Origin of the sequence: Streptococcus sp. DTU_2020_1000888_1_SI_GRL_NUU_041A, from assembly GCF_032387735.1 — a bacterium.
Taxonomy (GTDB): domain Bacteria; phylum Bacillota; class Bacilli; order Lactobacillales; family Streptococcaceae; genus Streptococcus; species Streptococcus sanguinis.
Window position 1 is genome coordinate 2,256,108 of sequence record NZ_CP135591.1, and the last position, 22,860, is coordinate 2,278,967.

The 22,860-nt window shown below is 45.0% G+C and carries 20 protein-coding genes and 1 pseudogene; 8 read left to right on the forward strand and 13 right to left on the reverse strand.

What is annotated here, in order from left to right:
• Positions 1 to 11 precede the first annotated feature (11 nt).
• Entirely contained in the window at positions 12 to 755 is a 744-nt protein-coding gene (locus RSK81_RS11110) for a DeoR/GlpR family DNA-binding transcription regulator (RefSeq protein WP_301412482.1), read from the reverse strand.
• A gap of 124 nt (positions 756 to 879) precedes the next feature.
• On the opposite strand from RSK81_RS11110, the gene RSK81_RS11115 reads away from it, so the two are divergent.
• On the forward strand, positions 880 to 1,656 hold the full coding sequence (locus RSK81_RS11115; protein ID WP_301412483.1) for a glycyl-radical enzyme activating protein: 777 nt from the start codon (positions 880 to 882) through the stop codon (positions 1,654 to 1,656).
• A 71-nt stretch (positions 1,657 to 1,727) separates the two neighbouring features.
• Here the strand turns inward: RSK81_RS11115 and RSK81_RS11120 are convergent, their stop codons facing one another.
• On the reverse strand, positions 1,728 to 2,597 hold the full coding sequence (locus tag RSK81_RS11120; protein ID WP_049539565.1) for a glycosyltransferase family 2 protein: 870 nt from the start codon (positions 2,595 to 2,597) through the stop codon (positions 1,728 to 1,730).
• 211 nt (positions 2,598 to 2,808) lie between these two features.
• Between RSK81_RS11120 and RSK81_RS11125 the strand changes: the two genes are divergently transcribed.
• Complete coding sequence (locus tag RSK81_RS11125) at positions 2,809 to 3,780, forward strand: nuclease-related domain-containing protein (RefSeq protein ID WP_301412484.1); 972 nt, start codon at positions 2,809 to 2,811, stop codon at positions 3,778 to 3,780.
• A 49-nt stretch (positions 3,781 to 3,829) separates the two neighbouring features.
• On the opposite strand, the gene RSK81_RS11130 is transcribed toward RSK81_RS11125, so the two are convergent.
• From RSK81_RS11130 to RSK81_RS11155, 6 genes are all read right to left on the reverse strand, one after another.
• Positions 3,830 to 5,239, reverse strand: coding sequence for an LPXTG cell wall anchor domain-containing protein (locus tag RSK81_RS11130; RefSeq protein ID WP_315686843.1), 1,410 nt, complete (start codon positions 5,237 to 5,239; stop codon positions 3,830 to 3,832).
• A 118-nt stretch (positions 5,240 to 5,357) separates the two neighbouring features.
• Positions 5,358 to 6,287, reverse strand: coding sequence for an aldo/keto reductase family oxidoreductase (locus tag RSK81_RS11135; protein WP_125346854.1), 930 nt, complete (start codon positions 6,285 to 6,287; stop codon positions 5,358 to 5,360).
• 9 nt (positions 6,288 to 6,296) lie between these two features.
• Positions 6,297 to 8,075 carry a glycoside hydrolase family 35 protein gene (locus RSK81_RS11140; protein ID WP_301412485.1) on the reverse strand — a complete coding sequence of 593 codons (1,779 nt, stop codon included), beginning with the start codon at positions 8,073 to 8,075 and terminating at the stop codon, positions 6,297 to 6,299.
• Positions 8,076 to 9,437, reverse strand: coding sequence for a PTS sugar transporter subunit IIC (locus RSK81_RS11145; RefSeq protein WP_002926928.1), 1,362 nt, complete (start codon positions 9,435 to 9,437; stop codon positions 8,076 to 8,078).
• A gap of 5 nt (positions 9,438 to 9,442) precedes the next feature.
• Positions 9,443 to 9,760: a PTS lactose/cellobiose transporter subunit IIA gene (locus RSK81_RS11150; protein ID WP_002898520.1), complete on the reverse strand. Its 318-nt coding sequence runs from the start codon at positions 9,758 to 9,760 to the stop codon at positions 9,443 to 9,445.
• An 8-nt stretch (positions 9,761 to 9,768) separates the two neighbouring features.
• Positions 9,769 to 10,086, reverse strand: a complete 318-nt coding sequence (locus RSK81_RS11155) for a PTS sugar transporter subunit IIB (RefSeq protein ID WP_004188921.1) — start codon at positions 10,084 to 10,086, stop codon at positions 9,769 to 9,771.
• A 204-nt stretch (positions 10,087 to 10,290) separates the two neighbouring features.
• On the opposite strand from RSK81_RS11155, the gene RSK81_RS11160 reads away from it, so the two are divergent.
• Positions 10,291 to 11,487: an ROK family protein gene (locus tag RSK81_RS11160; RefSeq protein WP_315686845.1), complete on the forward strand. Its 1,197-nt coding sequence runs from the start codon at positions 10,291 to 10,293 to the stop codon at positions 11,485 to 11,487.
• An 88-nt stretch (positions 11,488 to 11,575) separates the two neighbouring features.
• On the opposite strand, the gene RSK81_RS11165 is transcribed toward RSK81_RS11160, so the two are convergent.
• The gene (locus RSK81_RS11165) at positions 11,576 to 12,472 is read right to left on the reverse strand and encodes a haloacid dehalogenase-like hydrolase (RefSeq protein WP_315686846.1); all 897 of its coding nucleotides are present in this window, start codon (positions 12,470 to 12,472) and stop codon (positions 11,576 to 11,578) included.
• A gap of 232 nt (positions 12,473 to 12,704) precedes the next feature.
• A complete protein-coding gene (locus tag RSK81_RS11170; protein ID WP_315686847.1) occupies positions 12,705 to 14,597 on the reverse strand; it encodes a M13 family metallopeptidase in 1,893 nt (630 codons plus the stop codon).
• Between the two features lie 149 nt (positions 14,598 to 14,746).
• On the opposite strand from RSK81_RS11170, the gene RSK81_RS11175 reads away from it, so the two are divergent.
• The 4 genes from RSK81_RS11175 (at position 14,747) to tpx (ending at position 17,908) form a co-directional block, all read left to right on the forward strand.
• Entirely contained in the window at positions 14,747 to 15,466 is a 720-nt protein-coding gene (locus tag RSK81_RS11175) for a metal ABC transporter ATP-binding protein (RefSeq protein ID WP_315686848.1), read from the forward strand.
• 1 nt (position 15,467) lies between these two features.
• A complete protein-coding gene (locus tag RSK81_RS11180; RefSeq protein ID WP_315686849.1) occupies positions 15,468 to 16,316 on the forward strand; it encodes a metal ABC transporter permease in 849 nt (282 codons plus the stop codon).
• 19 nt (positions 16,317 to 16,335) lie between these two features.
• Positions 16,336 to 17,265 carry a metal ABC transporter substrate-binding lipoprotein/adhesin SsaB gene (gene ssaB / locus RSK81_RS11185; protein ID WP_295344772.1) on the forward strand — a complete coding sequence of 310 codons (930 nt, stop codon included), beginning with the start codon at positions 16,336 to 16,338 and terminating at the stop codon, positions 17,263 to 17,265.
• Between the two features lie 151 nt (positions 17,266 to 17,416).
• Positions 17,417 to 17,908, forward strand: coding sequence for a thiol peroxidase (gene tpx, locus RSK81_RS11190; RefSeq protein ID WP_033179104.1), 492 nt, complete (start codon positions 17,417 to 17,419; stop codon positions 17,906 to 17,908).
• 20 nt (positions 17,909 to 17,928) lie between these two features.
• On the opposite strand, the gene RSK81_RS11195 is transcribed toward tpx, so the two are convergent.
• The 3 genes and pseudogenes from RSK81_RS11195 to RSK81_RS11205 all read right to left on the reverse strand — a co-directional run.
• On the reverse strand, positions 17,929 to 19,029 hold the full coding sequence (locus RSK81_RS11195; RefSeq protein WP_315686851.1) for a DUF3114 domain-containing protein: 1,101 nt from the start codon (positions 19,027 to 19,029) through the stop codon (positions 17,929 to 17,931).
• Between the two features lie 286 nt (positions 19,030 to 19,315).
• Positions 19,316 to 21,556, reverse strand: a complete 2,241-nt coding sequence (locus RSK81_RS11200; RefSeq protein ID WP_315686853.1) for an SEC10/PgrA surface exclusion domain-containing protein — start codon at positions 21,554 to 21,556, stop codon at positions 19,316 to 19,318.
• 301 nt (positions 21,557 to 21,857) lie between these two features.
• Positions 21,858 to 22,028: pseudogene (locus tag RSK81_RS11205) on the reverse strand (M protein); the annotation flags it as partial.
• A gap of 155 nt (positions 22,029 to 22,183) precedes the next feature.
• On the opposite strand from RSK81_RS11205, the gene RSK81_RS11210 reads away from it, so the two are divergent.
• Positions 22,184 to 22,831 (forward strand): metal-dependent transcriptional regulator, encoded by a 648-nt coding sequence (locus RSK81_RS11210; RefSeq protein WP_002898534.1) that lies wholly within the window; start codon positions 22,184 to 22,186, stop codon positions 22,829 to 22,831.
• Positions 22,832 to 22,860: the final 29 nt, after the last annotated feature.

Here is a 22,860-nt window from a genome sequence, read left to right on the forward strand (position 1 = left end):
CCTTCTCTCTGCTAGATTAGAGTCAGTTTGATATCCGCAGCTTTCAAGCGCTCAACAGCCTCTTTCGGAATCGCCTTGTCAGTCACCACTTGGGCAATCTGCTTGAAGCCAAATCTCTTAACCGTACCTTTTCTGGTAAACTTACTTGAGTCCGTCAAGACAATCATCTGGTCAGATGCCTCTGACATATACTGCACAACCTCACTCCGCATCAGATCCTTGCCTGTAAAGCCTAGATTTTCATCATAGCCATCTGTTCCGACAAAAGCATGTTCTACGTGGAAAAACCGAATCATTTCCTTGAGAAGAGGCCCTACTGTCACTTGAGAATCTTTCTGAAATTCTCCGCCTAGCAAGATAATTTTACAAGAATCAGTTTGTTTTATATAATCCGCAATAAAATAAGAATTGGTAATAATCTTGACATTCTTCTTCGTTCGGCAGATTTCCTCAGCTAGCAAGGCACAGGTCGAACCTGATTCGATCATAACGGTTTCATTATCCTGAACGATTTTTGCTGCTTCCTGGGCAATTCGGCGCTTGGTATCATAATGAAAGGAAAGCCTGACATTCAGATCATCGCCGCTATTTAAAACAGCATAGCCATGCTCTCTGCGCAACAGACCTTTGGTTTCCAGCTTATCCAAGTCTTTGCGAATCGTTACTTTGGACACTTTTAAGCGGTCAGACAAAGTATTGACATCAATTCGTTCAAATTCAGATACTAATTTAACAATTTCATCTAAACGTTCCATTCTATCACCTCTGCTATTATTGTAACAAAAGACGCCTTAAAAATAAAATAAAAATAACTTTCATTCGTAATTGTTTTTCTTTCTAAAATAAGTTATAATGATTGTATCCAAAGGAGGCCTGAGTATGGAAACAACAAAAGGAATTATTTTCAACATCCAACATTTCAGTATTCATGATGGACCAGGGATTCGTACAACGGTTTTCCTCAAGGGCTGTCCTCTGCGCTGCCCTTGGTGCTCTAACCCAGAATCACAGCAATTCAGACCCGAGCCTATGCTGGATGCTACTACCAAAAAAAGCATCACTATGGGGGAGGAAAGAAGTGTCGAGGAGATTATCAACGAAGTCCTAAAGGACAGAGATTTTTATGAAGAATCTGGCGGCGGCCTAACCTTATCTGGCGGAGAGATTTTCGCCCAGTTTGAATTTGCCAAGGCCATTCTCAAAGCAGCTAAGGAAAAAGGGATTCATACTGCTATCGAAACAACTGCCTTTGTAGAACACGAAAAATTCGTGGATCTCATCCAGTACGTTGATTTTATTTATACCGACCTGAAGCATTATAACTCTGTCAACCACCGCAAGGTGACTGGAGTAAAAAACGAATTGATTGTTCAGAATATCCACTACGCCTTCACTCATCAAAAGACGATTGTTCTGCGCATTCCTGTCATTCCGAATTTTAATGACTCTTTAGAAGATGCGGAGCAGTTTGCGACTCTGTTTAATGAACTATCCATCGATCAAGTCCAGCTGCTGCCTTTCCATCAATTTGGCGAAAATAAATACAAATTACTTGGCCGAAAGTATGCCATGGAAGATGTCAAGGCCTTGCACCCTGAAGACTTATTTGAATACCAAGATGTCTTTTTGAAGCATGACATTAATTGTTATTTTTAGTCTTTAATTTTTCAAACACCAAAAAACAAGCTACGCTTTCAGCCCTGTGGTTGAAAGGTAGCTTGTTTTATTTATTCTCCAAATAGTTTGAGTTTGCTTTCAATTTCCTGATAGACCAAGCTGGATTGCATGCCGACAGCTGCAGCGCTGTCGCGACAATACTGGAGCAGGAAAGTGTAGTATTTGTAGTAGAAGCTCAGGTCATAGCCTAGCTTACCCAAAATGGCTAGCTGCTCCTCAAAACCTACAATCAAGTCTCGGAACCACTGCTCATTCCAAGTCATGGAGATGCTATTTGGTCGCAAGCGATAGTAATAGAGCGGTTCATTGAGGTAGATAATCTTCTCTGACTGGAGGTACAGCTTATAAGTTGTAAAGGCATCTTCGGCCACTCGGCCGACTGGATAGCGCACTGTATCAAAGAGCTTACGCTTATAGAGCTTGGCCCAGGCACAGAGAAAGACACCGTCTAGCATGCGCCGTCTAGGATACTCCTCGATTATCTCTTCTCGCGTATAAAGGGTTTCAAAATGCTCTGTCGAATAGTAGAGGAAGGCTGAATCCTCTGCACGGAAGCTACAGTGGTGACCAATGGCAATATCCGCATCGTACTCCTTGAGCTTTTCATAAAGACGGGCAACATGTTGCTCAGGCAGCCAGTCATCCGAATCCACAAAAATCAAATAGTCTGCACTAGAGTGCTCAATCCCTGTGTTGCGGGCACCGGACAAGCCTTGATTGTCCTGATGAATAAGACGAATCCTCGCATCTTGGTCAGCCAGCTCTTGGCAAATCTGGCCAGAAGCATCTGTTGAACCATCATTGACTAGAATAATTTCCAGATTTTGATAGGTCTGACGACAGACGCTGTTCACACATTCTGCTAAATACTGCTCAACATTGTAAACAGGGATGATAACACTGATTAATTCCTGAGACATGATAACTCCTATTCTTTTCCTGTCTTTTTATTATACATGATTTTTTAGGTTTGTGAGGTGTTTTTGGAAAAATAAGTTTTTAAAGGATAGCTTTCTATTTTTAGACATATTTTAACCTATTGTTCAATTGTTGTGTTTTTACACTTATAAAAATCTTTCGTCCTTTATTTTGTGCTATACTCAAAATAGGGATTTTAAGGGAGATTAGGAAATGTTTGGATTCTTTTTCGTCGCATTTGTGGCTGTCTTTGGCATCGTCTTTTTTATCAGTTATAAGCTACTCGAAGACAGGGAAGATACGGACTCGGATTGGTCGTCCAGCCAAAGCCCAGAGCCTGACTATTTCCAGCAAACCCAGACTGCCCCTTGGGAACTCAAATATAACAAGGGAAAACAAGGAGAGTACCAGCTTGGTCAGGTCCTGAACCAGCTCTATGGCTATAAAAAGATCTTGTACAATCTCTATATCTTCAAAGAAGATGGCACTACCACTGAGATTGATGCCCTGCTGATTCATCCATCTGGAATTTACATTTTTGAGTCAAAAAACTACAAGGGCTGGATCTTCGGCTCAGAAAACCAGCAATACTGGACTCAGGTTCTTTCCGGTGGCCGCGGAAAATCTTACAAGCATTCTTTTTTCAATCCCATTATTCAAAATAAAGTTCATCTCAAATGGCTCAACTACTATCTCAACCAATACACGCCAAATCTATATTCCTATATCGTCTTTGGCAATGACTGTCAGCTTAAGGAAATCCATCTAAACAGTGACAGGCATAAGGTTATTCAGACCTGGCAAGTGATTGGGACAATTGACCGGCAGGCCTGCCAAAGTCAAGTCTACCTGTCGCCTGATCAGATTGACGACCTCTATCGTATGCTCCTGCCCTTGACCAAGCGAAAGCAGGTCATCAAAGAGCGCCATATTAACCACATTGCTCAGAATAAGCAGCGTAGAGAAGCAGAAAAGATCTGCCCTCGCTGCCAACATGGATTGGTGCTCCGTACAGCAGGCAAAGGTTCTAAGGCCGGTCAGAAATTTTGGGGCTGCTCCAACTTCCCTAGATGCCGCTTTACTCAAAAATACCAGGAGCCAGTCTGCAGTCCGCCCGCTGCGCAAATACCTAATTTTGGACAGCCTGTCGTGCAAAACCTAAATCAAACACAAAGCAACAGCTAGAATCTGCTGTTGCTTTTTTATAGATTATTTTTCCCTCTAGCTTGCAAAACTAAGATTTTTTCTTCAAGCCAAGGAAGCCAGCACCCAGTCCTAAGAGCCCGAGTCCAAGCAGATTGGTCAATAGGCTGCTTTGGCTGCCGGTCTTAGGCAATTGTTTGGAAGAAGCTTGCTGAAGAGTTGGCTCTTGAGACGTTGCTTGAGGGTCCCTCTGGCCGCTTGCTTTGTAGGTCAGATTTTCCGCTTGGCTACCCTTTGGATCAGGCTTTGCAGGGGTTGGCTGCTGGGCTTGATTTTGAGAGGCCTGCTCCATATCGGCCAACGGCACGATACTCTTCATAAACTCATCTTGTGAAATGGCCCTTTCTTCAACTGCATCTTGAATACCAGTGAGGCTGACAAAATAGTAACGAGCCCAATCCTTGGTCAGTCGCTGAATACCAGCCAGACCAGCTCCTGGATACCAGAGCGGCTTGCTCACTTCTTCAGCAAATTTCCAGTCACCGCCAACTTGAATACCAAGCTTGGCATTTGGGTCAGATTTTTCAGAAATACGAGCTTCTACAGAAACTAAAACAGCCCGAATAGTTTGAGGACTTGGAATATCACGGGCTTGATCAGAGCCCCAGTGGGCAACCCGATCCTGCTTAGGTAATACCTCAATAGCTGTACCCCCGCCAGCCAAGGCTTCCTGCCGGGCATCTCCTACGTTGCTGGACATATTCCCCTTGAATTGAGAAACCCATTGAACTCCTTGAGGGTGATCCACAATTTTCTCCCAGACATTGGAATCCTTCCGGAGCACAAAAGCCTGCATGTTACGAATATCCGCCCATGCATTGCTGGCCTTATTGTCCGTCATTTCCATCACAACGCCCCAAGGATCAAATTCGTTCATCCATTTGCCGCGTTCCTTGTCAAAGACAGCCTTCGCTTCTTCGTCGGTCATCCCTTCGCCTTTATAAGCAAGGTAGTACCAATCCGCCGCTGGGTCATATGTCGGACGGCCGCCTAACACGACAGCTCCGCCATTAAATTGGCCAGGACCGCCATTAGGACCGCGCTTTTGACGCTCCCCATTTTCTTCAACGACATTTTCCTCCGACCAAACCCAGACATCCCCTTGATTGGCTCCCATCTGAGCAATGGCGCGCTGCTTCTGCTCATCGGACATGACCTGACTGGCTGGCAACTCGCTAGCGGCTGCAGCTGATTCGGCCTGATTTGCAGGAGCTGCTTGGGGTTCAGCTACAGCTGGATTTTCAGCCTCGGGGCTTGCTTGCGCTGCTGGAGAAGCCGGCGTTTCAGCTACTGCGGCAGGGGAAACATCTTCTGCTTCAACTCTTGAGACAGCTGTCAAAGCTGCTAAGGACAAGAGGGAAGCACATAGCAGCAAGCTGCTCCCATACTTAGCAGCAGAAGTAGATTTTGCTAGGGCTTGCCAAGAAAACTTATTATTCATATCATTCTCCTTTCATAAGGTGCAGAGTCGAGCTTAATCAATAAAGCAAGCAGACTGATTCACTGCTCTTAACCTTCATTGATTCTGAATAACAAATAATCTCCCTGCAAAAACAAGCTTAGGGCAGAGGATTCCCCGCGCTCTTGTAAATCTTATACCAATCAGCCCTAGAGAGTTCAATATCAAAAGCAGCCACCATTGAGCGAATTCGCTGTGGATTCATGGAGCCAACAATCGGCTGCATTTGTGCTGGATGACGCAAAATCCAGGCGAGAACTAAGGCTTCAAAAGAAACTTGATAGTCTGACGCAAAGGCATGCAGAGTTTCTGTAAGCTGAGCATATTTAGGATGCTCCATAAAAAGTCCCTGATTCAAGTCGACCTGAAATGGTGACCAAGGCTGAATCGTGATATGATGCAATCGACAATAGTCCAGTACACTACCATCCCGAACGATTGCCAAAGGATTGAGCATATTGGCATTGAGCCCAGCGTCCAGCATCGGAGTATGGGCTGGACCAAACTGTAGTTGGTTGGCAATCAAGGGCTGCTCCACACTCTTCTGAAGCAACTCCATTTGATAAGGGTTTTGATTGCTGACTCCGAAATAGCGGACCTTCCCAGCTTGGTGCAGCTGTGAGAAAGCCTCAGCCACCTCTTCCGGCTCCACAAGAGCATCTGGCCGGTGCAGGAGGAGCACATCCAGATAGTCCGTCTGCAAGCGCTCCAAGCTGCCTTCAACCGAGCTGATGATATAATCCTTAGAAAAGTCAAAATGGTAGTTGGTATGAACATCCCGCAGTCCGCACTTGGACTGGATGAGAACACGGTCCCGGGGAATCTTAGACGAGCGAAGAGCCTGCGCAAACTTGGCTTCAGACTGGCCGCCAGCATAAACATCTGAGTGGTCAAAGAAATTGATTCCCACTTCTAATGCTGTTTCAAGAACGGAAACGACCTCTTCAGGAGCATGCTCTGCCAGACGCATGCAGCCCAAAATCAGCTGACTGGCTCCTTCCAGTTCATTCCCGACTGTCATATATTTCATCGCAACACCTCATTTCTTATAGACTGGATGGTCAAGCAAAGTCAACTCTTCAATCTTGACATTTTCAGTTTCAAAGACGATAAATTCATTCTTTTCCTTAAGCAAGCCAGACGGCACATAGAGATAGTGAATCGGCCCTTCATTCCAGTAGCGGCCTAGGTTGAAGCCGTTGACCGAAATACAGCCCTTCCCATACTTAGAGCAGTCGATGAAGGTATCAGCGATATCATCCAACTCTGCTTCAAAGCGATAGAAGGTCGGTGCTTTGACTTTTTCCGGTGGATCTGAGTAGCAGTCTAACTTGACCAGCATTTCCTGGTCAAACTTAAGCGCATAATGCTTCCAGCCCTTACGGAACTGGTGGTTAATCATGATACCGCCCTTGACTCCCTTGGATTGACTGGGTGCGCCCAGCTTGTAACCATAGTTGACCCGCCCCATATTTTCCACCAGCACATCAATCTGAATCCGCTCGGTATCAGCTGAGAAGAGCAATTCATCACCGATTTCTTCACGATACTGAGTAGCCAGGTGCTCCTGATTGACATAGAAATGACAGCGGTCATGAGTCTCCAAGGCCTTGAGCCTTTCCTCATGGTATTGATTTTTGATATCGGAACGGTAGAGGATATAGCCATGATTCTGCCCAATCTGCTCCATAGGCTGCGGATAATCCAGCAGAATTTCCTCTGTGATATCCGCTGCCACATCCAGCAGATTTGCAGTCCCAAGCAGCGGAAAACTGCCATAGGCCTTGGCCTGTCGGCTAATCGGCTCCATCTGCTCAAGCTCTGGAAAGACCTCGTGTGTCACCCGCTGAACAGCGTAGTATTTCTCGGTTGGCTGCCCCCACTCAGTAATGGGTGCGTCAAAATCATAGGAGGTAATCTGTGGCAAATCCTTGGTCTTGCGGGCTGAACAGCCGCTGATAAAACCAAAGTTTGTCCCACCCCTCAGTAGGAAGAGGTTCATACTGCCCAACTGCAGCATTTCTTTGACATCCTGGGCCAAATCTTCGGCTTCTCGCCGAACGATTTCCTCGCTCCAACGGCTGAACCAGCCGTCCCAAAACTCGGTACACATAAGTGGCCATTTCTTGCCATAGCGCTCCATGAAAGCTCGCAGATTATCTGTATTTTCCTTGGGTTGAGAGCCAAAATTCCCCGTCACAAAAATATCATCCTCAATCAAAGTTCCAGACTCCAAAGCCTCTATCCATGTCCCGTCAGAGGTAAAGAGGGGAACCGTAACGCCACGTACCTTCATCATCTGCGCAATGCTGCGCATGTAGGCCTTGTCCTCGGCGTAAGAACCGTATTCATTTTCCACCTGCATCATGAGGATAGGGCCGCCCTGATCACTTTGATAGGGCAGAAGCTTGGGAAAGAGCCAGTCATAAAAATGACTGACCTTTTCCAGAAACAGCGGATGATTGACCCGCAGGCGCATCGAAGGATATCTCAAGAGCCAGGCCGGCAGACCGCCAAAGTCAAACTCTGCACAGATGTAAGGCGTTGGCCGGACAATGAGATAAAGCCCCATCTCCTCAACCAACTTGAAGTATGCTTCAAAATCCAGCATGCCCTCTGCCTGAAACTGACCTTCCTGAGGTTCATGCAATGCCCAAGGAATATAGGTTTCTACCGTATTAAAGCCTAGAGCTTTGAGATTGTAAAGGGTATCTCGCCACTGGTCTGGATGAAGCCGAAAATACTGAATAGCTCCCGATAAAATCTTAAAAGGCTTGCCATCCAGGTAAAATTCTTCTTTAATTTCAAATTTTGCCATCTATCCAAGCTCCTCCTGTTTATCTGCCATCTTGACAAAGGGCAGATATATAGCGATTGAAATAGCGATATTAACCAGCGAAAGAATAATTGCCCGCCAGTCGAAGGCTGTCGCAAAGAAACCGTAGAGAATCGGCGGCATGACCCAGGTGACGTTTTGAGTAACCGGCGCAACCAAGCCCATAGAGGTTGCAAAGTAGGCTACTGTTACCATGACCATTGGCGTCAGGACGTATGGAATAAACATAATTGGATTCAAAACGATTGGCAGACCGTACATGACCGGCTCACCGATGTTGAAGACCATTGGGAAAATTCCTAACTTGGCCACTTCACGATAGTGCTTGTTCCGAGATTGCCAGAGAATGGCAATGGCAACTCCAATCGCATCAAACCAGACAAAAGCACCGAAAGAATTATCCGTCCACATGTAAGGAATCGCATGCCCAGCCTGATAAGCTTCTAGATTAGCCAGCATGGTCACACCAAAGAGACTGGCCATAACCGGCGCCAGCACATTACCACCGTGCAGGCCGAAGAACCAGAAAATCTTATTGAGAAAGACAATGAGCAGTACAGCCCAAAAACTTTGAGACAAGCTGAGAAGCGGTGCCTGAAGAATCTTATAAATCCAGTCAATCAACAGCTCGCCTGTCACCAGATTAAAGAGGTAGGTTGCAATCCCCACGACATACATGGCAATCGCAGCCGGAATGATAGACAGGAAGGGCTTCATGATAGCTGGCGGAACAGAATCTGGAAGTTTGATAGTCCAGTTACGATTCATGACCTTACAAAAGATGATAACAGATACAAAACCAATCAGAATGGCAGTAAAGTAACCACGCGCACTGATTTGGTCACCTGGAATGACACTGTTAATCGTCACAGACAAGTTACTGCCGTCAAGTTTTAGCTCTGGAAGTTTTGAAATCGCCTTGCTCAGCCCTGGTGTTTTGCCAGCCAACTCAAAGGTTTTAGTAACTGATCCACCAATGGTAATGATATAGGAAGCAACAGCTACCAGACCGGCAGACACCTTATCAGTATTGTAAATCTTAGCGATATTGACCCCGAAGGTAAAGAGGAACAAGAGGGTAACGATAGGAATACTGCCCTTAAATACCAGCCAGTTAATATCAATCAGCCACTGGAAGGTAGATGAAATCCAGGTCCAGCCGAACTGTCCTGGCAAGTCAGATAGAAAGGCATTTACCATGAGGGCGAAAGAGCCCGTCATAATCACAGGCATGGTTCCAATAAAGGAATCCCGCAGGGCAACCAGAAATTTTTGGTTGCCGATTTTATTGGCAATAGGCATGAGACGCGCTTGCCATTTATCAACCAAACTACTCATCTGCATTTCTCCTATTCATCAAATTTTTTATGCAAATCAACAATCTCCTTTGCCAAATCAACAAAGGCGATACTGGTCATGAGATGATCCTGCCCATGCACCATAAATAAACTAAGTTCTGTCTTCTCTCCTTGTGCCTCCTTGCTCAGCATTTCAGCTTGAGCGTGATGGGCTTGCAGCAGGGCCTTCTGAGCCTGACTCAGTCTCTCCTGAGCTCGGTCAAAGTCCTGCTTTTTAGCTGCAGCAATTGCTTCGATAGCACAAGACTTGGCCTCTCCGCCATACATAATGAGGGTCATAGCGACCTCTAAGGAATCTTTATTTTCCATAAAAGTACCTACTTCATGAGCGACTCTGCCAAATCCAGGACCTTATCCCCCTTCATCATTCCGTAGTCCGTCATAGGGATAACATCCACCGGAATACCTTTTGAAGCTAGTTTTTCCTGTAAATCCTCCAGCAGATAGCGGACCTGAGGCCCCAGCAAAAGGACATCAACCTTTTTCTCGCTTAGATAGTCTTCTGCTTCTGATACTGGCACCGCAAATATCGTCGCAGCTAAGCCTCGCTCCTCTGCAGCTTTCTGCATTTTATTGACCATGAGACTGGTACTCATCCCAGCCGCACAGACTAACATAATTTGTTTTGTTTCCATCGGCATCCTCCTTAATGAATCTGACCTAGCCTGCAACGACGCTTGCTATTTGTTTTCAATATATAAACAAAAATCCAAAAACAGAATATTTTTCACTATGTTATTAATATTCTATAAACATTATAACTATTTTTCTGTACTATGTCAACGCTTACATTTGAGATTTATAGCTTTTTTTGATAGTATAGCAGCAGAGGAAACAAGATGACACGAACTAGAAAACAAAACGAGCTAAGGGCAACTGTTCTGGATCAGCTCTATGCCAAACGACCGATTTCTCGGATTGATATTTCAAAAGAAACTCAGATTACACCAGCCACGACTGGCAGTATCATCAATGAACTGATCAAGGAAGGCTTGGTACTGGAGCTAGGCGAGCTCAATGACGAGAGCGTAGGCCGCAAGAAAACCCTGCTGGATATTGCGCCTCGTAGTCGCTACTATTTAGGCTTTGAGATTTCTGAAAAACAGCTGGCCATAGTCATCGCTGACAATACTGGTGAGATTGCAGAAAGCAGCATTCGGACTTATCAGGTCGAGGTGACAGGCGGCCCGTCTGACCAGGAAATTATCCGGCTGATTCAAGATTTTCTGAAAAAGAACAGCCAATACCCCATCTCAGCGATTGCCCTCGGGCTGCCGGGGCATGTGAATCTCTCTGAGAGTGATTTTATCATTTCTAAAAATCCCCACTGGGGACAGATTAACTTGCGGACTATTCAAGAAGCCTTCGACCTTCCTGTCTACTTTGCCAATAAGTCCCACTGTTTGACACTGGCTGAACGCCTCTTTAGTTATCATCCGACAGACAGTAATTTTATCGTCTATCATGTCGCCAGAGGTATTCATTGCTCTTACATGTACAAGGGCAGTATTTACAGTCAGGAGAATTATCTTATCGGAGAGGTGGGGCATACCGTCATCAATCCTGAAGGCGAGCGCTGTCCTTGCGGCAAGCACGGCTGCCTGCAGGTTTATGCCAGCGAGAGCGCTCTGATTGATAAAGCAGCTATCCTGTATCGGGCTTCCCAGACCTCACTCTTAAAGACCCTTGTAGAGGACGTCAATGACATTGATTTGACAAGCCTGATGACCGCCTATCGCTTAGGAGACTTGGGCAGCATTGAGTTGATTCATACTGCCTGCCGCTACCTAGCCATTTCCATTTCCAACCTCTGCCAGCTTATTGATAGCGAAAGGATTTATCTGGACGGCCAAATATTCTCCTACCCGATTATTGCCGAGCAGGTTCTGGCTCAGTTAGAGCAGGAAGTACCTCTCTTTCCAAAACAAAAACAAGCAGAGATTGTTATTATCCCCTACTCTAAATACAGCATTGCCCGCTCTGCAGTAAGCCTCTGTGTCTATCATGAATTTTTAGATAAAAAAGGAAACCTATAAAGACCGAGACATCAATCTCGGCCTTTCTTTTATAAAAAATAGAGACAGGCTTTCTAGGAGCTTACCCCTAAAAGTCTGTCTCATTTTACTATCTATTAATCGAACGTGAAATCATGGAAATGGTGTGGCGCTGTCCTCTGAGAGCCTTGCTCATGGCAAAGATATTTTCAACCGGAGCCAGACAGCCGTAGCCTGAATCTCCGATATGCTGGATATCTACACCACAGATTTTGTTGCGGATAGCCATTTGCTTCACAATATCCTCATCAGCACTCTCCTGGCTGGTACCGATCGCACTCATAACCAGAGCCCCCTTTTGATGGGCCAGTCGGACAATCTGCTTCAAGTCCTGCTCATCAAAGCCCGGCACACTGCCGACTGCCGGTGCTAGGACAATATCAACACCAGCTTCGATAAATTGAGCGATTGCTTCTAGGTCTGCTACCGGCTCATCCACACCCGAAGCATGCATTTTGCCTGCAATCAGCAGACCTGAAAAATTCTCCTTGACCACTCGAATGGTGTCAATAATGGCTTGATTGGTGACACCAGTTCCCGGATTACCCGTCAGGCAGATAAAGTCAACGCCCAACTCTTCTGCTCGCTGAACGGTCGCTAGACTAGCCTGACGCCCCTCATTGATAATCAGGCGTTCTCCTGCCATCTGGGCCTGACTGTCCACCGGCTCTAGATTGATACCGATAGGACGCCCCACCAAGCGGTGCAGCTCCTTAACAAAATCTTCCTTGGCATCCAGACCAGCCACAAAAGGCTGGAAGATATCAATCCCATTCAGCAAAATCAAGTCAGCACCAAAAGACCTAGCAATCTCTGCATTGGTCACATCACCGATATAAGATTCTTTGAAAGCTACGTTTTCAGACAGGATAACGCGGCCCTCACTGACCTTGATGCTCTGTTTCAGCTCCGGCGCAGTCATACTTAAAATTTCTGAAGCATTTGAACTAATGAATCGTTTTACCATAAGAACATCTCTTTTCTTTATTATTCATTAATAAACACTTTGAAATCTATTCTATTTGGATGTTTTGTTTATTTTTTGTTATCAACTACAGTATAGCACAAGGCTAGAAAAATGTAAACGCTTTATATTTTCTTTGACAAAATAGTCTGCTTTCAAAACCAAAAGCAGACTATTGAAATGCACTCGATTATTTTTGATTTGAGCAAGATTCGATAAACGTCTTATCTCTGCATCACCAGATGACCACCCGCTCTTCTGGGCTCCGCCACATGCCATCTCCCTCTTTCACATCAAAGGTTGTAAAGAAGTCGTCAAAGTTAGGCAGCTGCACATTGGTCCGAAGCTTGGCTGGCGCATGGACATCAACGCTTGCCAAGAGCTTCATATATTCCTCTCGACCTTTCATCCGCCAGATGCGTGCAAAGTTGGTAAAGAATTCCTCAGCAGAGAAATCCGCTTCTTTCTTGGCTGCTTCTAAGGCAGCTGCAATACCGCCCAGATCTGCCACATTTTCTGAAACAGTCAGCTTGCCATTGACCTTAGCACCATAGGAATCCTGTCCTTCGAACTGATCAATGACCTTTTGAGTCCGTTCGGTAAAGGCTTGGTAGTCATGCTCCGTCCACCAATTATTAAGGCTGCCATTTTCATCAAAGGAAGCACCATTGGTATCAAAAGCATGAGAAATCTCATGGGCGATGACCGCTCCGATACCACCATAATTAGCTGAAGAGGACTGGTGCAGGTCATAGAAAGGCGCCTGCAGGATAGCCGCTGGAAAGACAATCAGGTTTTTCTGTGGATTGTAGTAGGCATTGACCATATGGGCTGGCATACCCCATTCCTTGTAATCTACTGGTTGATTCCACTTGCTCCAGCTGTAAGCAATATCAATCTGGCTCAGCTTCTGAGCATTTTCAAAGAGAGTCAGATTTTCATCCACAACCTTGCGGGAATAGCGTTCAGGCAGCTCGTCAGGATAGCCAATATAAGGCTTGATGACATTGAGTTTGACAATAGCCTTGTCCCGAGTTTCTGGTGTCAGCCAGTCATTCTGGGCCAGGCGATTTTTGTAAACTTCAATCATCGTCGCCACTTTTTGCTCCACATCAGCCTTGGCTTCTGGCGAGAACTTCTGACCGGCATACCAGAGACCGACAGCTTGATTAAAGGGACCTTGGGCCAGGTAAAAGGCTGCTTTTTTCTTGTCCTGAGCTTGAGGAGTTCCCGATAAAGCACGTTGATAAGCACCTGCCAAGACACGGATGTCATCCGTTAGATAAGGTGTTGTATTGCGAATCGCAGAGAGAATCAGCAGAGCATGGAGTTTGTCCCAGTTAGCGGCTGTATAGATATCCTTAGCTGCTTTCCAGAAGCGTTCCTCAGGAACAATAACTTGGTCGGGTTCTTGACCGATCAACTTGGTGAAAATATCGGCCAAAGGCAACTCCGGCACCAAGGCTTTGAAATCTTCCCACTTATAAGGATGGTAGAGCTTAGCATACTCAGAGCTTTCTTCACTAGACAGAACATACTGAGCAAAAACAGCATCCAGCTCCAAGACCTTATCCAAAAGATCCTTGATTTCCTCTTCCGCAAAGCCAAATTTGGCCAGCAAATCTTCCTGAGCCTTGCGCCATTTTGCAAGCAGGTCAGCCTTCTGCGGATGGTCCTCAGCATAGTAGGTCGTGTCTGGCAAAATCGTTCCCGGTCCGTCTGCCCAGAGAACATTGATTCGGGCATCCATAAAGTCAGGCGCCACACCAAAGGGGAAATAAGTCGGCTTGCCAGCCAGCTCAAAATCAGCAATCTTAGAAGCATATTCTTCAAAAGACGCTAGGTTGCGAATCTCATCAATGTAAGCACGCGCAGGCTCAATCCCTGCCGCTTCCCGCTTGTCATAATCCGCTGCTAGGCGATGGTAAGCAATAAAGTTCTGCAGAATCTCATCTTCTGGCACTCCATCGCCAGCCAACCATTTGTCAGTCGTGGCGAGCATAAGATCTTCAATCTCATCTGCCAAATCCATGAAGCCGCCCGTCACTGGCTTATCATCAGGAATGACCGCCGTCTTGGCCCACTCACCATTAATCGCATCGTAGAAATCATCTTGTAGTCGTGTCATCTTCTTCTCTCTTTCATGCTTTTGATATAACCTTATCAAAATCTACTTATTTTTTCAAACGTTTCTTATATTAATTTTAGAGATTTATCAAAAATTAACTTGACTTAATTTTTATTTTAATGTATATTAATCTCATAGAGGTGTATGAGATGATTACTATTAAAGATTTGACTGTCAGCTATCAGGATACGCTGGCTCTTGAGCCCCTTTCATTAACCATTAAGGAGCCAACTATTACTGGGATTATTGGTCCTAACGGAGCCGGAAAATCCACCCTGCTCAAGGGCATGCTAGGGATTATTGACCACCAAGGCCAGACTCTGCTAGATCAAAAGCCGCTGCAGAACTCTCTCCAACGGGTTGCCTATGTAGAGCAAAAGATTAATATTGATTATCATTTTCCTATCAAAGTCAAAGAGTGTGTCTCTTTGGGACTTTACCCGCAGCTCAAGCTCTTTCAAGGGCTAAAGAATTCCCATTGGGACAAGGTGGCTGAGGCATTGAAAATTGTCGGTTTAGAAGACTTGGCTGAGCGCCAGATTAGCCAGCTGTCCGGCGGCCAATTTCAGCGGGTCTTGATTGCTCGCTGCTTGGTTCAAGAGGCGGATTGTATCTTTTTGGACGAGCCCTTCGTCGGGATCGACTCTGTCAGCGAAGAGATTATCATGGCTACCCTGCGCAGTCTCAAAGCCGCAGGCAAGATTATCCTGATTGTCCATCATGACCTGAGTAAGGTGGTTGATTATTTTGATCAGGTCATCCTGCTCAATCGTGAGCTGATCGCTTTCGGTCCTACTGAGACCAGCTTTACCAAGGACAATATGAAAAAGACTTACGGCTCCCAGCTCTTTATGAATGGAGGTGCCTAGGATGATTTTAGAATTTTTCCAAGGGCTGCGGGATTTTCACTTCCTGCAAAATGCCCTCATCACAGCCATCGTCATTGGGATTGTTGCTGGAGCTGTCGGCTGCTTTATCATTCTGCGCGGCATGTCGCTCATGGGGGATGCTATCTCTCATGCGGTTCTGCCCGGTGTGGCCCTGTCCTACATTTTAGGGATTAATTTCTTTATCGGAGCCATCACCTTCGGACTTTTGGCCTCAATTATTATCACCTACATCAAGGGAAATTCCATTATCAAAAGCGATACAGCCATTGGGATTACCTTTTCTTCCTTCCTAGCTCTGGGTGTGATTCTGATAGGCGTTGCCAATAGCTCCACAGACCTCTTTCATATTCTCTTTGGGAATATTTTGGCCGTGCAGGATATTGATATGTGGATTAGTATCGGAGTCGGAATAGCTGTGCTCTTAATCATCATACTCTTTTTCAAGCAGCTATTGATTACTTCCTTTGACCCACTGCTGGCTCAAGCCATGGGCATGCGAGTCAACTTCTATCACTATCTGCTGATGATTCTCTTGACCTTGGTCTCTGTGACAGCCATGCAGAGCGTGGGAACCATTCTGATTGTCGCTCTCTTGATTACGCCGGCAGCAACGGCCTACCTCTATGCCAATAGTCTGAAAACCATGATCCTGCTGTCCTCAGGACTGGGAGCTCTGGCTTCTGTACTTGGCCTCTTTATCGGCTATAGCTTTAATGTCGCTGCAGGATCCAGCATTGTCCTGACCTCAGCCCTCATCTTTCTCATCTCTTTCTTTATTGCACCTAAGCAACGCTATTTAAAACTTAAAAACCGACCTAAACTAAAATAAAAATCAATGGAGGACTCCCATGAAAAAATTAGGTTTTTTATCCCTGCTTTTGCTAGCAGTCTGCACTCTCTTTGCCTGCTCCAATCAGAAGAACGCGTCCAGTGACTCGTCCAAGCTCAAGGTTGTTGCGACCAACTCAATTATCGCTGATATTACCAAAAATATAGCTGGCGATAAGATTGACCTGCACAGCATTGTACCAGTCGGCAAAGACCCCCACGAATACGAGCCCCTGCCCGAAGATGTCAAAAAGACTTCTCAAGCGGATCTCATCTTCTACAACGGTATCAACCTAGAAACTGGCGGCAATGCTTGGTTTACCAAGTTGGTCAAAAATGCCAATAAGGAAGAAAACAAGGACTACTATGCTGTCAGCGATGGCGTTGACGTCATTTACCTTGAAGGGCAAAGTGAAAAGGGTAAGGAAGACCCTCATGCTTGGCTCAACTTAGAAAACGGTATTATCTATGCGCAAAACATCGCCAAACGTTTGATTGAAAAAGACCCTGACAATAAGGCCACTTACGAGAAAAATCTCAAAGCTTATGTGGAAAAACTGACCGCTTTGGACAAGGAAGCCAAGGAGAAATTCAACAATATCCCAGAGGAAAAGAAAATGATTGTGACAAGTGAAGGATGCTTCAAGTACTTCTCTAAGGCCTACAATGTGCCATCAGCCTACATCTGGGAAATCAACACCGAAGAAGAAGGAACTCCAGACCAAATCAAAAGCTTAGTTGAAAAACTACGCAAGACAAAAGTGCCGTCTCTCTTTGTCGAATCAAGTGTGGACGACCGTCCGATGAAGACTGTTTCTAAAGACACCAAGATCCCAATCCACGCTAAAATCTTCACGGACTCAATCGCTGATGAAGGCGAAGAAGGCGACAGCTACTACAGCATGATGAAATACAATCTGGATAAAATTTCTGAAGGCTTGGCAAAATAATGATAACAGGTTAGGAAGACAAAATCCTAACCTCTTTATTTTTTTATAATGAGTTTTAAATAGTTATATTGTCAAATTTCCGGTCAAATTATTCGAAAAAAAACCCAATTCGCTGTACAATGAAGCTATCAAACATGAATGGAGACTTCCTATGACAACTTTTCTCGGAAATCCTGTAACCTTTACTGGAAAACAACTGCAAGTCGGCGACACTGCCCACGATTTTAGCTTGACAGCAACTGATCTTTCAAAGAAAACTCTGGCTGACTTTGCTGGCAAAAAGAAAGTTCTGAGCATCATCCCATCTATCGATACTGGTGTCTGCTCAACTCAGACTCGTCGTTTCAATCAAGAGCTCTCTGACTTGGATAATACCGTTGTTATCACGGTTTCAGTTGATTTGCCTTTTGCTCAAGGCAAGTGGTGTGCTGCTGAAGGCATTGAGAATGCTGTCATGCTCTCTGACTACTTCGACCATTCTTTCGGCCGTGACTATGCTGTCCTCATCAATGAATGGCACCTTTTGGCTCGTGCAGTTCTTGTCTTAGACGAAAACAACACTGTGACCTACGCTGAATATGTCGACAATATCAATACCGAGCCTGACTATGATGCGGCGATTGCAGCAGTTAAGAGTTTATAAGAGATAGAAATACGGACCTGCTAGTCCGTATTTTTTTGTGCGAAAAACTTCTGCCAAAACTGACGGAACCAAGCCCAGGAACGCAAGAGGATGGATGGCCGATTCAGCAATTTCTTGAACCGAGCAATCTCTGCCTTTACCTGTTTCTGAGCACTCCGCCCCTTTCGAGCATAAGGGCTCTTAGCCGAACGATAGCCCAGCGGACCACGATTATTCTGAGGTGACTTGAACTTACGACCGCCATTTTCAATGGCAAGCCTTCGAAAGTGAGGATCCCAGACTGCAGGCGTTTTGACATCGTAGCGAGTATGAGAAGCCTGATTGACCGGACGATTGCGCTCACCATAGTTAAAGCTGGCGCCATTCACAATACCATTTTGGCTAGCCCCCTCTGGATCGATGATATTGAGAAAACAATCTGCCTGATCCAGAATAAACTCTGTATGAAAATCAATCAGGATTTTTATATTGGCCTGACTCGCTTGACCATCCGGATAGATAGCTTGACTAGACATCTTATCAATATAGGCTTTATTATGCAAGCGAGAGGATTCTTGAAAGTTATAAGGCAGCGCTGGAAAAGCCTTTAGATAGGAGACCAAGGCTTCTGCATCTGTCATACCAGTCTGACGGTAGTAATCTCTGACCCACTGGGCCTGCTGGCAGGAAATGACATAGCGAAACTGATGTAGCTGCCTTTTGAGCTTTTGATTGCCATCCCTTTGGCTAAAATCATCTGCTGGAAAAGCCTGGCGCAAGGTGCTTGAAAAAATCTTCCAAAAGCGATCATGTGGTGTTAGGTTTGGAGCAATCCGAGCCAGTAAAAGATCTGTCTCTGCCTTGTTTCCGCTCAGCTCCTCAGGCATATTAACAAGATTCATAGCCAAAACCAGCAGCTCCTGAGCTCCTAACCTGCTGATTTGAGTCTCCTCAGCCTGCCAGAGCTCTTGAAAGAAGGGACTGCCAAAAAGTTGAGCCTCCTGCAGGTAATCTCTTTCTTCTGTCAATGTTTTCCCTTGCTCGTTATTTAACCCTGTAAAAACTTGTTCCAACGCTGCCTGAGACCAACCGATTGATTGCAATTGCTGAAAGAGCTGCTCTTTCCCTTCTTTCGGATACATGGCTCCCCTCCTTTCTTGTAGCTATAATAGTTCAAAACTGTAGAGATTACAATAAAAAATCTAATCTACATAGAACAATTAGATTTTATCACAAACTCACATGATAGCAAAGAACAAAATATGAACCCTTGGAGTGCTAACAATAAAGATGTTCTTAACAAATTACTCAATAAATAAAGAGAAGACCAAACTGGTCCTCTCTCAGTATGAGTTTTGTTTAAATGAGCTGTTCCAACTTTGATTTTGCTACAATTCATCTAGAATTCGATTTTATCAATAAATGCTCTTAAGCTTTACGACGTTTTGCAAAAGCCAGTCCCAGCATAGAGAGCAATCCCAATCCTGCAAGCGCTAGAGAAGATTCAGCAGATCCTGTTTTTGGAAGAGCTGCTGGAGCCTGATAGGTCTGAACTGGTTTCTTTCCGTTCTTCACTCCTGTTGTAGTGACTTTCAGAACCTTTCGCTCATTCTTAGAAACGAGGTTGGTTGGGTCGTCTGTCTCAAGGGCTGCAAGAGCTGCTTTCAAAGCTTCAAGTTTGGCATTTTCGACTCTATAGGTTTCTTCCTTACTTGCCAAGTTTGCTTTAGCATCATTGAGAGACGCTTCTGCTTCTTTTAGAAGAGCAGGGGCGTTTTGCAAGCGAGTAACATAGTCTTTAGCAGCTTGAACAGCACGTTGAGCCTCTTCCAGAGCTGTAGCCGCAGCAGTTGCCTTTTCTTGAGCGGTCGCTGTAGCTGCTTTCAATTCGGCAAGCTTGGCATTAGCTCCCTCAGCTGTTTTTTGCGCACTTGCTTGGGCTGCTTCTTTTTCTTTCAAGCTTGCTTGAGCTTTATCTAAAACCGCAAGTTTAGCCTTGGTTTCTTCAGAAGCCGAATTCTTGCTATTTTCGAGTTCAGCTTGGTAAGTACGCTCCGCCTTGGCCAACTTGTCCTTAGCAGTTTTCACAACCTCGCGCAGTAATGGGGCTGTCTCCTGCTTGTTCTGAGCATTTGTCAACGTACGTTGAGCAACGTCCAACTTAGCTTGTGAGGCCGCCAAATCTTTACGAGCAGCGTCTGCCTCTTGATTATTGGCATTTGGATTGATCAAGGCTGGTGTGATTTTGTAAGGATCCTTAATATCACCGTCATTATTCGCGAAGAGAAGGAAGTTAATTCGGTTAATAATGCCGTTGTTGCTAAAGTTAACAGCTACATAATCTCCCTTTTTCTGCCTATCTAGGCTGCCAACTATTTTTTGAGCATAGATTGTTGTTCTAATGGGGTCTCTAAAGCTATCTCCAAGGTCAAATAATTGGAATTTAATATTGTCATAGATAGTCTTCTTCAAATAATCCACGGACACTTTTTCTTGACTGGCCAACGTAGGATAAAAACCAAGCTCATTTAAACCAGTAACTCTATATCCAAACTGATCAAGCCCAAATTTAGCAACCACATCTTTTGGAACATTCACTTGTGAAGTTATAGGATCTTTTGCTTGGGCTCTATATTTTTGCTCACGGGCTGCTTGGCTTAGGGCCGCCGCATAATCTATGCTATTTTGCGTTAATGTTACAGGAGCATTGCCTACTTGCTTACGGATTTGGTTGATTAAATCTTGAGCATAGTAGTTAATTTCCAAAAGGATCTCTTTAGGAATATTATTAATATCTACTATACGTTGAGCATCCTTTTGACTGCTAATGAAGTTATTACTTGATTTTAGAATCGCTGCCTCTTTTGCAAGCATTTCTTTCGCTTCAGGAGTTAACTGGCCCGATCCTTTTTTATCAATAGTTCTTGCTGCCCTGATGTAATCTTGCGATAGGGTAAAGGTATTGTGTACTTGGTCCTGGGAAGAAAGTTTCGCTTCTTTTTCTTTGATATCTGCTTGGGCTGCTTTGATATCTGCTTGGGCCTGATCAATCACTGCTTGACGTTTCGCATCTTCGGCTTCAGCTGTCTTCAACTGATCTTGGTAAGAATCCAGGTTCTTTTGCGCCTTGTCAAGCTCCTCCTTTGCCTTCGTTACCTTTTCACTCACCAGTTTGCTATCCACAGCTTTTTGGGCTGCATTCACAGCATCCTGAGCAGCTTGAGTCTCGTTTTGTGCCTTAGCTGCTTGAGCTTGAGCATCCTGAGCTAAAGCTGCCTGTGTGTTTTCTGCTTTTTTAGCTGTATCAAGAGCTGCTTGGGCTTGCTTGGCCGCGTTTTCTGCTGGAGCAACTTTCTTCTCAGCTTCTGTCACAGCTGCTTGAGCTTCGGCAATTTTTTGTGCACTTGTATCAGCATTATCTTTCTTAGCGGTTTCAACTTTAGTCTCAGCAGTCGCAACCTGTTCTTTGGCTTGGTCAACAGCCGCTTTGGCTTGATTGACCTGCTCAGTTTGCTGTTTAAGAGCTTCTGGACTTGCAGATAGAGCCTTATTTTGGTCTGCAGGGGCATTTGCATCCACTGGAGTTGTATCTGCAGTTACAGTGTGAGCAAAGCCAGTACTAGCAAGAACTGCTGCACCTAGAATGACATGTTTTTGGATTTTTTTCATGGGTTTCCTCCTGATATGTTAACAGTATAATGAGAAAAACTTTGTTTGTCAAACTATTTACATGTTTTTTTGAGAACATTTATCGCAAATATGTCCAAAAATAGAATCTCATCTCCATCGCTTCCAAAAAACCTGTGTCTCTAGCTATAATTGTATAATGAATTTGACTCTTACTAATCTTGCCGATGATAAACTCTTAACCGATTACAAACATAATAGTCATAGAATGCAGAAAACCGCCCGTCAAGCAACGAGCGGTCTCCTTATTCACGAATTTCTTATCCTTTGATGGCAATGAAGGGTGATCCGTCGGATCTACACTCTTGACTCCAAAGAGATAGTCTACTGGATACCAGCCATTATTAGCTGCATTATAAGGGTCACGGACATAGGTTTTTCCATTGTCATAGCCTTTAAGAACCAGCTCATGAGTTACTGGATAATGGGCAAAGATGCTGGTACCAACGGCACGCATCCTGTCGCATCCATGCTGTAAGGACCATACTTCCTGCCGCCCCAGCGACCATCACAATGAAGAAAATCTAAACATCAAAGAAAGGCTTAGACACTGTATTCTTACAGTGATTTTTGTTATACTAGTGATAGAAAGTTCAGCGAGGATGCAAGATGACCCCAAATAAAGAAGACTATCTCAAGTGTATCTATGAGATTGGCAGCCGCCACAAAAAAATCACCAATAAAGAAATCGCCCAGCTCATGCAGGTTTCACCTCCGGCTGTGACGGAAATGATGAAAAAAATGCTGGCGGAAGAACTTCTGGTCAAGGATAAAAAAGCCGGCTACCTGCTGACTAATTTGGGGCTAAGGCTAGTTTCCGACCTCTACCGCAAGCACCGGCTGATTGAGGTCTTTCTGGTCAACCATCTCGGCTACTCGACTGATGAAATCCATGAGGAAGCCGAAGTCCTAGAGCACACTGTTTCTGAGCGTTTCGTTGAGCGTCTGGATGCCATGCTCCAGTACCCCAAGACTTGTCCTCACGGAGGCACCATCCCAGCCAAGGGAGAGCTTCTGGACGAAGAAAACCAACTGACTCTGGAAGAGGCTTCTGCTCCTGGCGACTATATCATCAAACGCGTACACGACGACTTTGACTTGCTCAAATACTTGGAAAAATATAACCTGCAAATCGGCCAAACCATCACCTTCATCCAATACGATTCTTTCGCTCAAGCTTATCTCCTCAAGACAGAAACCCAAGAAATCCAAATCAATCCTATGATTGCCCAGCAGATTTATGTAGAAAAACTATAAACAGAACCCAGTTCGGACTTTTTAGTCTA

Bases quoted from the DNA above. Each gene is read 5' to 3' on its own strand.
- tpx (WP_033179104.1), top strand. From the start codon at position 17,417: ATGACAACTTTTCTCGGAAATCCTGTAACCTTTACTGGAAAACAACTG.
- RSK81_RS11140 (WP_301412485.1), bottom strand. From the start codon at position 8,075: ATGGCAAAATTTGAAATTAAAGAAGAATTTTACCTGGATGGCAAGCCT.
- RSK81_RS11130 (WP_315686843.1), bottom strand. From the start codon at position 5,239: ATGAATAATAAGTTTTCTTGGCAAGCCCTAGCAAAATCTACTTCTGCT.
- RSK81_RS11180 (WP_315686849.1), top strand. From the start codon at position 15,468: ATGATTTTAGAATTTTTCCAAGGGCTGCGGGATTTTCACTTCCTGCAA.
- RSK81_RS11125 (WP_301412484.1), top strand. From the start codon at position 2,809: ATGTTTGGATTCTTTTTCGTCGCATTTGTGGCTGTCTTTGGCATCGTC.
- RSK81_RS11150 (WP_002898520.1), bottom strand. From the start codon at position 9,760: ATGGAAAATAAAGATTCCTTAGAGGTCGCTATGACCCTCATTATGTAT.
- RSK81_RS11155 (WP_004188921.1), bottom strand. From the start codon at position 10,086: ATGGAAACAAAACAAATTATGTTAGTCTGTGCGGCTGGGATGAGTACC.
- RSK81_RS11160 (WP_315686845.1), top strand. From the start codon at position 10,291: ATGACACGAACTAGAAAACAAAACGAGCTAAGGGCAACTGTTCTGGAT.
- RSK81_RS11210 (WP_002898534.1), top strand. From the start codon at position 22,184: ATGACCCCAAATAAAGAAGACTATCTCAAGTGTATCTATGAGATTGGC.
- RSK81_RS11145 (WP_002926928.1), bottom strand. From the start codon at position 9,437: ATGCAGATGAGTAGTTTGGTTGATAAATGGCAAGCGCGTCTCATGCCT.
- RSK81_RS11175 (WP_315686848.1), top strand. From the start codon at position 14,747: ATGATTACTATTAAAGATTTGACTGTCAGCTATCAGGATACGCTGGCT.
- RSK81_RS11170 (WP_315686847.1), bottom strand. From the start codon at position 14,597: ATGACACGACTACAAGATGATTTCTACGATGCGATTAATGGTGAGTGG.
- RSK81_RS11200 (WP_315686853.1), bottom strand. From the start codon at position 21,556: ATGAAAAAAATCCAAAAACATGTCATTCTAGGTGCAGCAGTTCTTGCT.
- ssaB (WP_295344772.1), top strand. From the start codon at position 16,336: ATGAAAAAATTAGGTTTTTTATCCCTGCTTTTGCTAGCAGTCTGCACT.
- RSK81_RS11120 (WP_049539565.1), bottom strand. From the start codon at position 2,597: ATGTCTCAGGAATTAATCAGTGTTATCATCCCTGTTTACAATGTTGAG.
- RSK81_RS11165 (WP_315686846.1), bottom strand. From the start codon at position 12,472: ATGGTAAAACGATTCATTAGTTCAAATGCTTCAGAAATTTTAAGTATG.
- RSK81_RS11195 (WP_315686851.1), bottom strand. From the start codon at position 19,029: ATGTATCCGAAAGAAGGGAAAGAGCAGCTCTTTCAGCAATTGCAATCA.
- RSK81_RS11135 (WP_125346854.1), bottom strand. From the start codon at position 6,287: ATGAAATATATGACAGTCGGGAATGAACTGGAAGGAGCCAGTCAGCTG.
- RSK81_RS11110 (WP_301412482.1), bottom strand. From the start codon at position 755: ATGGAACGTTTAGATGAAATTGTTAAATTAGTATCTGAATTTGAACGA.
- RSK81_RS11115 (WP_301412483.1), top strand. From the start codon at position 880: ATGGAAACAACAAAAGGAATTATTTTCAACATCCAACATTTCAGTATT.